The sequence below is a fragment of the Hymenobacter taeanensis genome, assembly GCF_013137895.1.
Taxonomy (GTDB): Bacteria; Bacteroidota; Bacteroidia; order Cytophagales; family Hymenobacteraceae; genus Hymenobacter; species Hymenobacter taeanensis.
In genome coordinates, this window is record NZ_CP053538.1 from 2,201,417 (window position 1) to 2,213,968 (window position 12,552).

General features: G+C 51.6%; 12 protein-coding genes. All 12 read left to right on the plus strand.

Annotated features, from left to right (window positions below; translation table 11 throughout):
- Positions 1-61 precede the first annotated feature (61 nt).
- The 12 genes from HMJ29_RS09365 to HMJ29_RS09420 all read left to right on the plus strand — a co-directional run bounded on the left by HMJ29_RS09365 (position 62) and on the right by HMJ29_RS09420 (position 12,551).
- Positions 62-679, plus strand: coding sequence for an anthranilate synthase component II (locus HMJ29_RS09365; protein ID WP_171591230.1), 618 nt, complete (start codon positions 62-64; stop codon positions 677-679).
- A gap of 4 nt (positions 680-683) precedes the next feature.
- The gene (locus tag HMJ29_RS09370; protein ID WP_171591231.1) at positions 684-1,466 is read left to right on the plus strand and encodes an alpha/beta fold hydrolase; all 783 of its coding nucleotides are present in this window, start codon (positions 684-686) and stop codon (positions 1,464-1,466) included.
- Between the two features lie 173 nt (positions 1,467-1,639).
- On the plus strand, positions 1,640-2,317 hold the full coding sequence (locus tag HMJ29_RS09375) for a CBS domain-containing protein (protein ID WP_171591232.1): 678 nt from the start codon (positions 1,640-1,642) through the stop codon (positions 2,315-2,317).
- A 179-nt stretch (positions 2,318-2,496) separates the two neighbouring features.
- A complete protein-coding gene (locus HMJ29_RS09380) occupies positions 2,497-3,807 on the plus strand; it encodes a POTRA domain-containing protein (protein ID WP_171591233.1) in 1,311 nt (436 codons plus the stop codon).
- A 37-nt stretch (positions 3,808-3,844) separates the two neighbouring features.
- Positions 3,845-4,738, plus strand: a complete 894-nt coding sequence (locus HMJ29_RS09385; protein WP_171591234.1) for an NAD kinase — start codon at positions 3,845-3,847, stop codon at positions 4,736-4,738.
- 126 nt (positions 4,739-4,864) lie between these two features.
- Positions 4,865-5,746 (plus strand): DUF6089 family protein, encoded by an 882-nt coding sequence (locus HMJ29_RS09390; protein WP_171591235.1) that lies wholly within the window; start codon positions 4,865-4,867, stop codon positions 5,744-5,746.
- 42 nt (positions 5,747-5,788) lie between these two features.
- Positions 5,789-6,562 (plus strand): type IX secretion system protein PorG, encoded by a 774-nt coding sequence (gene porG / locus HMJ29_RS09395; RefSeq protein ID WP_171591236.1) that lies wholly within the window; start codon positions 5,789-5,791, stop codon positions 6,560-6,562.
- Between the two features lie 165 nt (positions 6,563-6,727).
- The gene (uppS, locus tag HMJ29_RS09400) at positions 6,728-7,474 is read left to right on the plus strand and encodes an undecaprenyl pyrophosphate synthase (protein ID WP_171591237.1); all 747 of its coding nucleotides are present in this window, start codon (positions 6,728-6,730) and stop codon (positions 7,472-7,474) included.
- Between the two features lie 9 nt (positions 7,475-7,483).
- The gene (gene bamA, locus HMJ29_RS09405; RefSeq protein ID WP_171591238.1) at positions 7,484-10,003 is read left to right on the plus strand and encodes an outer membrane protein assembly factor BamA; all 2,520 of its coding nucleotides are present in this window, start codon (positions 7,484-7,486) and stop codon (positions 10,001-10,003) included.
- Between the two features lie 41 nt (positions 10,004-10,044).
- A complete protein-coding gene (locus HMJ29_RS09410; protein WP_171591239.1) occupies positions 10,045-10,722 on the plus strand; it encodes an OmpH/Skp family outer membrane protein in 678 nt (225 codons plus the stop codon).
- Between the two features lie 44 nt (positions 10,723-10,766).
- The gene (locus HMJ29_RS09415) at positions 10,767-11,396 is read left to right on the plus strand and encodes an OmpH/Skp family outer membrane protein (RefSeq protein ID WP_253805672.1); all 630 of its coding nucleotides are present in this window, start codon (positions 10,767-10,769) and stop codon (positions 11,394-11,396) included.
- 84 nt (positions 11,397-11,480) lie between these two features.
- On the plus strand, positions 11,481-12,551 hold the full coding sequence (locus tag HMJ29_RS09420) for an RluA family pseudouridine synthase (RefSeq protein ID WP_171591241.1): 1,071 nt from the start codon (positions 11,481-11,483) through the stop codon (positions 12,549-12,551).
- Position 12,552: the final 1 nt, after the last annotated feature.

Sequence of the window (12,552 nt, forward strand, 5' to 3'; positions counted from 1 at the left end):
CAGCGCAGAGGGCGAGTCTCGGCTCAACCCCACCCCCGAAGATTAGTACCCAACGAAGCGTATGCGTCTGTTGCTGCTTGATAACTTTGATTCTTTCACCTACAACCTGCTGGATTACTTCCGGCAGCTGGGGTGCGAGGTGATTGTGCGGCGAAACGATGTGCCTTTGCCTGTGCTGGAAGAACTGGCTTTTGATGGCATTGTGCTCTCACCGGGCCCTGGCGTGCCGCGGGAAGCAGGTGTACTACTGCCCGTTATTGAGGCTTGGCACCAACGCGTGCCTATGTTGGGGGTATGCTTGGGCCACCAGGCCCTAGGTGAGTTCTTTGGAGCTGAGCTGCGCCGTGGGGCCCGCCCTATGCACGGCAAAGTCTCGGAAATTGAGTGGACGCAGCCCGACGTGTTGTGGCAGGGCCTTCCGGCCCGTATGCCCGTCGCACGTTACCACTCCCTGATACTACAGCAACTGCCCGCCACGTTTGACGTCCTGGCACGTACCACCGACGTACAGCAGGAGATAATGGCATTTCGCCACCAGCAGTTGCCACTATATGGGGTGCAGTTTCACCCCGAAGCCCTGCTAACACCCCATGGCTTAGCCCTGCTAGGCAATTGGGTCAAGAGTTGTATAATTGCACAGACTGGGCCGGCCACTGCTTCCAGCAATAGCCACCCCTGAAAAGATGGAATTGCAGATAAAACAAAAGAACGAATTTCAGTACGTTGAGGAAGGCTCCGGCGAGGTGCTGCTGCTCCTCCACGGGCTATTTGGTGCGCTCAGCAACTGGCAGGATGTAGTAGCAGAGTTTAGCACCGACTATCGGGTGATTATTCCACTACTCCCTATCTATGATATGCCGCTTACCAAAGCCGGCGTACCTGGCCTGGTGCAGTTTGTAGAAGACTTTCTGGCTGAAATTGGGCTCACGGAGCCCTGCACGGTGCTCGGCAACTCGCTTGGGGGCCACATTGCGCTGGTGTATGCGCTGCGCAATCAGCGCCGGGTGAGTCGCTTGGTTCTCACCGGCAGCAGTGGCCTGTTTGAAGACAGCATGGGTGGCTCTTTCCCAAAGCGGGGCAACTACAGCTACGTGCAGGAGCGAGTGGCCTACACTTTCTATGACCCTACAGTAGCCACTGAAGAGTTGGTAAACGAGGTGTTCAACGTTACAAACTCCAATGCCAAGTGCTTGCGCATTATCAGCATTGCCCGGTCGGCGCAGCGGCATAACCTCGCCAAAGACCTGCACAAGATTAAAGTGCCTACCCTACTGGTGTGGGGGCTAAATGATACCATTACCCCGCCGGTGGTGGCGCATGAGTTTAGCCGTTTGCTGCCTAAAGCTGAACTACGCTTTCTCGACCACTGCGGGCACGCGCCCATGATGGAACGCCCACGCGAGTTCAACCAGCTCCTGCGGCAATTCCTGGTGCAAAACCAGACCCCCGTAAAAGTCGTTGATTAACACACTTGGCAGAGGGCAAAAGGTACTTGGGGCACGCAATGCAACGATTTAGGCACTTAAGTTACTCTTCTGCTTGACTTGCCATACTGCTGCGGGCTCAATAACTTCCTGGCGCTTTATAGGTTGGTATCACTTTCTGGTTTTCGTTTTCCGTTCTCTTCCCGCCCGCCCCGATGCACTCAATGATTGCCGAAGACTTGCTTAACCAGATGATTCCGCCTTTAAAGCTGACGGACTCGACGGAGAAGGCTGCCCGCTGGTTGGAGGAATTCCACGTAGGCCAGTTACCCGTGCTGGAAAACCGCCAGTTTCGGGGCCTGATTACCGAAGCTGACCTACTTGATCAGGATAAACCTAACCAGCTCTTGTCTGACGTGCCCTTTGGGTACGCGCAGGTACATGTGCAGCACGATCAGCATTTTTATTCCATCATTGAAGTAGCCGTGCAAAACCGGGTACAGCTTGTGCCCGTGCTGGATGATCAGCAGGAGTACCTAGGCCTAGTAACCGTCAGCGACACCCTGGCTGCCTTCGGTAAAGTGCCCGTAGCAACGGGTCAGCAAGGGATAATTGTGCTGGTGATGGAGGAGCGCGACTATTCCCTGAGCCAGATTAGTCGGTACGTAGAGGAAAACAATGCCAAGATCATGAGTGCTCATGTAGCACAGGACGAGCATGACCAGTACAAGATCCGGCTAACGCTCAAGCTCAACACGCCCAACCTAACGCGCATTATTGCTACGCTGGAGCGCTTTGGCTACTCAATCACAGCTCAGTTTAGTGGCACTGCTGAAGTCAGCGAAGATGAGCAGGAACGCTTTGATGCGCTGCTCAAGTACCTGAGCCTCTAATGCCCGAAAACCTTCTGCCAGCACGCCGTTCCTTTGCAGTGAGGGGGCTCCTCTGCTTGCTGCTGATCTGGCTAGGTAGTTTCTCTGTGGCAGTGGCGCACACAAGTGCACTCCCAGATTCACTGCGCCGCAGTACACTGGATAGCTTAATCACCACACAGTGTCCAGAGTATACGGTAGTGCGTATAGGCAGCCTCCTGTTTGCGGGCAATGCCGTGACCAATGAGCGGGTATTACGCGCTGAGCTTGATTTCCGCGAAGGCGATACCTTAACCACGGCGACCCTAGCCCGGCGCCTAGAGCTTAACCGGCGGCGCTTGTTTAACCTGCAGCTGTTCCATCAGGTGCTGGTGCAGGCCGTGTGTCGGGAGGGGAGTCTCACGGTCTTATTCAGCGTGCAGGAACGCTGGTACACATTCCCAATACCCATTTTTTCACTCGCCGACCGCAATTTTCGCTCCTGGCTTGACCGCTCTGATCGGTGGAAACGCCTTGACTACGGCGTGCACATCGTGCGGCGAAACTTTCGAGGGCGAAACGAGCAAATCCTGGCCAATATTCAGCTGGGCTTTAACCGCAAGTATGAGCTATTTTATGAAGCACCAGGCTATGGCAAGCGTCGGCGAATTGGCTTTGGAGGCGGCATTTCATACTATCAAAGCCATGCCCTTGATTATGCCACGTACCGGGACCGGCTCGTTAATTACCGTCAGGAAGATGGCTTCCCAATTGAAAGGCGGTATGCTGTAGCCGGGATTCGCTGGCGCCGGACGGTGCAGCATCGCACTGCCCTCGACGTATCGTATCACCGGGAAAAGGTCTCTGACTCACTCTACCATCGAAACGCCACGTACTATCTAGGCGGGCCTCAGCGGCAATATGTTGAGGTGAGCTTGGTCAGTACGCTTAATCAGCGCAATACCTTTGCTTATCCGCTTACCGGGCAGTTTGCTGAAGTAGGAGTGGCCTACCGCAGTTTTTTAACCGGGAGTAGTCCCAACATTACAACTCTCTGGGGCCATTATGCCAGATATGTAGCGCTAGGCGGCCCCTTGTACTATAGTGTAGGCGTACAAGGCAGAGTGCGTATTGCGCGGCAAGTGGCCTACGCCGACAACCGCGCCTTCGGTTATGATGTGTTGGTGCGCGGCTACGATGCCTATGTAATTGAAGGTCGCCATTACGGGTTAGTACAGCAGGGTCTTACGTACCGGCTCTTTGATGCGGGCCGAGTAAAGCTGAACGGGATTAACAACGCCAAAATCAATTCTATCCCGTTGGTGCTGTATTTAAATACCTTTGTGGACGTAGGGTACGTCCGGAATCCGGCGCTATCTTCTGCCACAAACCGGTTGCCTAACCGTGCGCTAGCCTCTACTGGCCTAGGCTTGCATTTGGCTACGTACTACGACTGGGTATTTACTCTTGAGTATACCCGCATATTAGAAGGCCAAGGAGGTTTCTTCTTTCGTACCCAGTTTCCGATATAACTCAGCTCTCTTTAATTGGGTGAGTTAACTTTCAACTATGAAAATCGCCATTCTTGGTAAGCCCTTCGACGATGCCCTGGCCCCATTTCTACAAGCATTGCTTGAAGACCTAGTACGGCGGCAGTCTGAGGTACTGATTGTTGAAGCCTTCTATGCCCACTTAAGCCAGCATGTACAGATACCGGCGGGTATCACCACCTTTCGGCGGGGCGACTCTCTGCATGGGGTCCGGTTTGTGCTCAGCATTGGGGGCGACGGCACGCTGTTGGATACAGTTACCTACGTTGGCAGCCTACAGATACCCATCTTGGGAATTAACACCGGGCGGTTGGGCTTTTTAGCCACTATCGCACCAGAAAATATTTCGCAGGCCATAGACTCACTGTTTAAAGGGCATTTTGTGCTGGAAGATCGAAGTCTTATTCGGGTTGATACCGATCCGGAGGCGTTTGGAGTTATCAACTTCGGGCTTAACGAGTTCAGTATCCTGAAACGGGATACCTCATCTATGATTGTGGTGCACACGTACATTGACGGCGAGTACCTGAACTCATACTGGGCCGACGGGCTGATTGTATCCACCCCAACTGGCTCAACAGGCTATTCTCTAAGCTGCGGAGGGCCAGTAATGCTTCCGCAAACGAACAATTTCATTATAGCTCCCGTATGTCCCCACAATCTGAACGTTCGGCCTCTCATCGTACCTGACCGGAGCGTAATATCCTTTGAGATTGAAGGGAGGAGTAATAACTTCTTGCTTTCACTCGATTCCCGCTCCGTCACGGTAGAAGCCAATGTACAGATTGCAGTTCGCCGTGAAAACTTTAATGCTCGGTTAGTGAAGCTCAACCATGTCAACTTCCTGAGTACCTTACGTAGTAAGCTGAATTGGGGGTTAGACCGGCGAAATCCGGCGGGCATCCCGGTTTGATAATATAGTTTTTCGGCTTAATATTTTTTTAGTTCCCTTCAACCTCTACTTTTGTCACTGACTGCGACCGTGTCTAAGTGGCAACTTGCTTTCAGCTACCTCAGATTATTCCTAACTCTCGCTCAAATGAAGCAATTCTTCACACACACTTTGGCCCTGTTACTGGTCTTGGCACTAGTAGCTACGGATGCGAGTGCGCAGCAGTTCAGTAAGCGGAAACAGTACAACTCCGTTGGAGTATCGCTGAATGCCATGAACTACTTCGGTGATATTACTCCAAAGCCTAGCATTCCCAGTTTTCGTGCTGGTGCAACGCGCCCTAACCTAGGCCTCTCGTTTACTCACCGTTTTGCTCCTCGGATTTCGGTGCGTGCGGCTTTGGCCTATGGCCGTATCACGGGCGATGACTCGAAAGCCGCTGACCAGAACGACCCGGACGCTAAGTTCCGTTACAACCGGAATATGAACTTCCGTAATGACATTCTTGAACTGTCAGCAGTTGGTATCTTCGACCTGATCGAGAACCGCAATAACTACCTTCGTCGTCCAGACTTTGTTCCTTACCTGTTTGGTGGTGTGGGAGTTATTCACCATAACCCCAAAGGCACGGATGCAAACGGCAATATTGTAGCACTGCAGCCGTTGAGAACCGAAGCTCAAGCTTCCGGTTACAGCCTGACGCAATTTGTAATTCCTTTTGGTGCCGGTGCCCGTTACAAGCTCAACAAGAGCTTTGACATAGGCTTGGAACTCGGTTTCCGTAAAACGTTTACTGACTACCTCGATGACGTGAGCGGTAACTATGCCCCCAGCCGTGATGCTTTAGGCTCCGCTCAAGCACAATATTTCGGCTGGGATATTACTCGCAACTTCCCCGGTACGTATGATCGGGCAGCTCAAGGCGGCGAGATGCGTGGTAAGAGCAATGAGAAAGACTGGTACACTACTTTAGGCGTATCAGTAAACTATATTCTCGCTCCAAGAGTAAGAAGCCCCAAATTCCGATAGCCAGCAGATACTGGCTGTCTTAATCACTCAACAGCCAGTCTAATGACGCATTCGACTCCGTTCAAAACACTCCTTGCTTGCGTTGCGCAAGCAGGGAGTGTTTTTTTTGTTCATTCAGCCCAAGCGCAAAATACAAGCGAGGTTGGTCTCGGCCTAGGTGGACTAAGCTACAAGGGTGAATTGTCGCCTAATTATCAGTTTCGCAACAACCGGCCAGCCTTCACCGCCTTCTATCGTAAGGACATATCGGCTCCAGTTACGCTACGCGGAGCCGTTACCGGGGGGCTGCTCCGTGCGGCTGATGCAACCGTGAAAGGTGTTAACAACGACACGGCTCCCTTGGCAGCTTACCGGAACGCCAACATGACGGGTAGCTTGTGGGAACTTTCTGGAGCATTAGAGTATAATTTCTTTGACTTTCATAACCGAAAAGACAAGATACACTTCACCCCTTATGTATTTGTTGGGGTTGCGGGCTTCTACGCTCACACTAAAGTAGTTGGCCGCGGCATCACCAACAACGAGTACAACGGCTTAGTGGGCCTAGCCATACCTGCTGGCCTGGGTTTCAAGTACGCAGTATCTCAGCACTGGAACTTAGGACTAGATGCGGGTGCGCGCAAAACCTTTACGGATGATATTGACCGGTACAATGGTAAAGACCAGCCCTCTTCCAGCACCGAAGTAAGAGTATTGGGCAACCCAAACACTAAAGACTGGTACTTTTATAACGGCATAAGCGTCTCGTATACCTTCTATAAAATAAGGTGCCCAGAAGGTACTTTGGAGATTCAGAAAAATAAAAAGAACAAATAGGCTTCTCAGGAAGCCTGTAAAGTGAAGCCCCTGACACGCAGCAAACAATGCTGAAGGTGTCAGGGGCTTCCATGCAATGTAGTAGGTCTACTTATCGTTTGAAGGTAGGCCAAGGCGTATGCAACCATTTGCGTACCTTGCAGCCTCTTTACGCAAAAAGTAACAATGGCCTCTCGGTCCGAGATTGACTCCCAGAATATTCCCGCGCACGTCGCCGTCATTATGGACGGTAATGGTCGTTGGGCTAAGCAGAAAGGCGGGCTCCGCATCTTTGGTCATCAAAGTGCCATTAAAGCGGTACGCGAAACAGTAGAGTCTGCCGCAGAAATTGGTGTGCAGTATCTCACGCTTTACGCCTTCTCCACTGAAAACTGGGCTCGTCCGGCCCACGAAGTAATGGCGTTGATGCAACTGCTGGTTCATACCATTCGGCAGGAGACAGCTACGCTATTAAAAAATAATATTCGCCTTCAAGCCATTGGCCAGATTGAAAGTTTGCCAGCTTCCTGCCAGCGAGAACTAGCGGAAGCAATAGAATTGACGAAGGCAGGCAACCGCATGACCCTGGTATTGGCTCTTAGCTATAGCGGGCGTTGGGACCTCACCCAGGCAGCGCAAAGGCTGGCGGCTGATGTAGCAGCTGGCACCATGGAGGCATCAGCCATCACGGAGCAGACTATCGCAGGTTATCTTTCTACCAAAGGCATTCCCGACCCAGAGCTGCTTATCCGCACAAGCGGAGAGCAGCGCATCAGCAACTTCTTGCTGTGGCAATTGGCCTACACCGAGCTGTACATCACTGATTTGTTGTGGCCCGATTTCCGGCGGGAGCATTTCTATGATGCCTTGCGTGCTTATCAGCAGCGTGAGCGGCGCTTCGGCAAAACCAGTGAGCAGCTAACCGTTTCGTAACAGCAGAAAATGAGTTCTTCGTACCATACTATTCTTCGGGCTTTAGCTATTACCCTGTCTCTGGGGGTTGCTGCCAGCGAAGCTGCCCTGGCGCAAACAGCACCAGTAGGAGCTGCTCAAGGTGAACCCCAACGGTATACATTAGGCGGTATCACTATCAGTGGGGCCCGCTATCTTGATGCTAATACACTCATCGGGTTAACTGGCCTAAAGATTGGCGACCCTATTACTATTCCCGGTGAAGAAGTAGGTAAAGCCATCCGGAAGCTCTGGGACCAAGGAATCCTGGGCGACGTAAGTGTTAGTATTGATCACATCGAAGGACAGCGCATATTCCTGGACTTCAATCTCAAAGAGCGTCCGCGCCTGTCTAAGTTTGAGTTTTCGGGCATTGGTAAGAGCCAAGCAGATGAGCTGAAAAACAAGATCAAGCTCATCCGGGGGAAAGTAGTAACGGATGCGTTGCTTAGTAACACCAAGGCACAGGTGCGCAAGTTCTACACGAACAAAGGCTTCCTGGATACCAAGGTGAACATTGTGCAGGTTCCAGATTCGTCTTTGTCAAACAGCGTGTTGCTCGACATCAAAGTTGATAAAGGTGCCAAGGTCCGCATCCATGATATTGTGTTTGAAGGCAATGAGGCGTTCAAAGACGGTACGCTGAAAGGCAAATTCAAGAAGACTAAGGAGAAAAAATTCCCGAAATTCTTTAACTCAGGTAAGTTCCAGCGGGCAGAGTTTGAAGAAGATAAGAAGAAGCTTATTGACTTCTATAATGCGCAAGGCTACCGCGATGCGGTGGTAGTGTCTGACTCGTTGGAGCGCGATGATAAAGGCCTGACGCTTAAAGTTCGGGTAGACGAAGGACCGAAGTACTACTTCCGTCATATCACTTGGAACGGCAATTACCTCTACGACGATAAAACCCTGGCCTCCGTGTTGGCCATTAAAGAGGGCAGCGTATACAGCAAGGAAACGCTGGATAAACGACTCAACTACAACCCCACCGGGCAAGACGTAACGTCGTTGTACATGAACGACGGCTATCTGTTCTTCCAGATTGAGCCTGTAGAAACTAAAGTAGAAGGCGACTCAATTGACATTGAGATGCGTATTACGGAGGGAGTACAGGCGCGCATCAAGGAGATCAATATTGCGGGTAATACAAAAACCTCCGACCACGTAGTGCGGCGGGCGCTTTATACGTTGCCGGGGGATAAGTTCAGCCGTGAGCAACTAATTCGTTCTCAACGCGAAATTGCAACTCTTGGCTACTTTGACCCCGAGAAGATCGGGATGAACCCCGTACCAAACCAGGCCGACGGAACCGTAGACATTAACTACACGGTTGAGGAAAAGCCCTCTGACCAGATTACGCTTTCTGGTGGCTGGGGTGGCTATGCTGGCTTCATTGGTACGGTAGGCCTCGTATTCAACAACTTCTCGTTGCGCAAAGCCAGCAGCCTGCGCAACTGGACTCCGGTGCCCGCTGGTGACGGGCAGCGTTTAGCCTTAAACGTGCAGGCTAACGGCCTACAGTACCAGGCATACTCGTTCTCCTTCACGGAGCCTTGGCTAGGCGGACGGAAGCCTAACTCTTTCTCCTTCAGCCTCAACAAGAGCATCCAGCGGCTAGGTACCAACTTCGATCCTAAAACGGGTAGCTCCATTAAAGTAAACAGTGCTTCTGTGAGCCTGGGTCGGCGTTTGCGCTGGCCAGATGATTACTTCACGTTGAGCAACTCCTTGTCGTTTAGCCAGTACAAACTGCAGAACTACACGTACTTTGAGAACTTCAACAACGGCAACGCGAATAACTTCACGTTCAACACTACCCTGGCGCGTAATAGCATTGACAACCCCACCTTTACCCGCCGGGGCTCAACGCTTTCATTAAGCGTAAATCTAACACCTCCGTACTCTGTCTTTAAAGGCTCGCACCCAAGCGTGAACGAGTGGGTAGAGTTCCATAAATGGATGTTTGATGCCTCGTGGTTCTCGCCATTGGTAGGCAAACTGGTTCTGAACACACGGGCTCACTTCGGCTTTATCGGCAGCTACAACAGCAGCCGCCAGATTGGTCCGTTTGAACGCTTTAAGCTCGGCGGTTCTGGCCTAGGTTATGGTGGAGCTTCCAACTTCTTGGTAGGTACTGAATACGTAGGCCTACGCGGTTATGATGACCCTAATGGTACTGAGTCATTGCCGGCCTCACGCCAGAGCTCTAATGGTGGCGTAGTGTACAATAAGTACGTGCTGGAGATGCGTTATCCGGTGAGCTTGAACCCGGCAGCAACTGTCTATGTTCTGGGCTTTGCTGAGGCAGGCAACTCGTTTGAAAAGTACACCGATTACAACCCCTATAAGCTGTACCGTTCGGCAGGCCTGGGAGCTCGTATTTTCATGTCGGCATTTGGTTTGCTTGGCTTTGATTATGGTTGGGGCTTTGATAATGTTCCGGTTTATACAGCGGGGCAAAAGCAGACAACAGGGCGTTTCCACTTCATCATTGGCCAGCAGATCCGTTAAGCCCAGCGGAGTAACAGTTGGCTACCTATCCTTCATACTCAATGCGTAAGTTACTGACGTGGATGATGGCAGCCTTGCTGCTATGTGTAATGGCTCCGGTGGCGCAGGCCCAGAAGTTCGGATATGTTGATTCTGAATTTATAATGGGTAAAATGCCGGCGTACGGACAGGCTCAACAGGAGCTAAATACGCTCTCGGCCAACTGGCAAAAAGACATTGAGAGTCAAAAAAAAGATCTTGATAAGCTTTACCGGAATTATCAGGCCGAAGAAGTCGTTCTGACTGAGCCGATGAAGAAGAAGCGTCAGGACGAAATCTTGAAGAAGGAGCAGGACATTAAAGCTTACCAGAACAAGATATTCGGCTTTGAAGGGCAACTCTTCAAAAAGCGGCAGGAGCTGACAAAACCAGTGCAGGACCAGGTATTTGAAGCCATTGAGAAAGTGGCTAAGAAAAAGCAGCTGGCTGTAGTGTTCGATAAGTCCGGTGACCTAACAATGCTATACACAAATCCGGCGCATGATTACACGGAGTTTGTACTGGAGGAGCTAGGTCTAGCCTCACCCGAGCGTAACCAGGCGGCGCAAAAAGGAGCGGTTAACACGGTAACTACTCCTCAGGCTCCCGCTGGCGCCGATGAGACAGTAGCCGAAGATGCTCCTGCCAAAGCTAAAACGCCAGCCCGTACTACTCCGCGGCCGGCTAGCCGAAAAAAATAACTTTGTACCCTCTTACTCTCTGACCTTTTCTTTTAATGACCATCATGAACAAATTCCGCGTTGCACTGGCTGTTGCCGCTCTTACTTTCACTACGGCTACGGCTTCTATGGCTCAAACGGCCGCACCGCTGAAAATTGGCTACACCAGCGTTGAGTACGTATTAAGCCAGATGCCCGAGAGCAAGCAGATCGAGTCTCAACTGAAAGATTATAGCACGCAGCTGAAAAACCAGCTCGATGCCAAGGCTGCTGAGTTCCGTACAAAAGGAGAGGCCTACCAGAAGGGTGCTGCAACCATGACCGACGTGGTGCGCACAGATAAGGAGCGTGAACTGCAAAACATGCAGCAGTCAATTCAAGAGTTTCAGCAGAACGCTGAAAACTCGTTGCAGCAGAAGCAGCAGGCTTTGCTTAAGCCCGCCCTGGATAAGCTGCAAAAGAACATTGATGCTGTAGCCGAAGAGAATGGCTTTACTTACATCCTGAACTCTGATGGGGCTAGCCCTGTGCTACTGCATGGTCCTAAGGAGGGTGATGTGTCTGACCTGATCCTGAAGAAAATGGGCATTACGCCCGGCGCAGCCCAGGCAGCCCCCAAGGTGACTACTCCAGCAGCTACTACTGCTGCAACTCCAGCAGCACCTACCAAAACTAAAACGAAGAGCAAAAAATAGGCAGTAATGCCTTTAATGAGAACAGCCGAGGCCTACGCCTCGGCTGTTCTTGTTTATAGAAGACCTCATGATTACCTACATTCTATGACGCCGGAGCCCGATTATAGCGAAGAGCACACGCACCCCCTTTCAGCTCCTGACCTCGATGAAGAAGAGGAGGGAGGAGACGAACTGTATGAGCATCACCGTATTCGGGCTGATAAGGGGCAGGAGCTCTTACGCCTAGATAAGTTTCTGCTTAACCGGCTAGCAAATACTTCTCGTAACCGCATTCAGAATGCTATTCGGGCAGAGGCGGTGCAGGTGAATGATCGGGTGGTTAAATCCAACTATCGGGTAAAGCCCCTCGATGTTATCACCATTACGCTACCGGAGCCCCCGCGTGAGTTCAAAGTGGTGCCCGAGCCTATGCAGCTCGATATCCGCTATGAGGATGATGAACTGCTGCTGGTGAATAAGCCTGCTGGCTTGGTAGTGCACCCGGCTTTCGGGAACTGGCAGGGCACCCTTGTGAACGGACTGGCCTACCATCTGCAGAACTTACCTACGGGGCGTAATGGGGAAATCCGACCTGGCCTAGTGCACCGCATTGATAAGGACACCTCGGGGTTGCTGGTAGTCGGCAAAACGGAGTGGGCCATGACTCACCTCTCCCAGCAGTTCTTTCATCACACTATTGAGCGCACATACTTAGCGCTGGTATGGGGAGTGCCCAAAGAGGCAGTAGGCACCATCAGAGGGCACATCGGGCGCAGTATGAAAGACCGTAAAGTGCAGGCCGTATATCCTGACGGTGAGCAGGGGAAGCATGCCGTGACTCATTACCGGGTATTACAGTCATTTGGTACCGCAGCTTTGCTGCAGTGTAACCTGGAAACAGGGCGTACGCATCAAATAAGAGCTCATATGAAGCACATAGGCCACCCGCTGTTTGGTGATGCTACCTATGGGGGAGATAAGGTGGTATATGGCCAACGTACTGGCGCATATAAAGCGTTTGCGGAGAAAGCTCTTGAGATGATGCCTCGCCAGGCGCTTCATGCTAAATCATTGGGCTTTGTGCACCCTACAACTCACCAGCAGCTGCAATTCGAGGTTGAGCTACCAGCTGATTTTGAAGCTCTGTTGGCAGCCTGGGAGCAGTATACTAGATAAC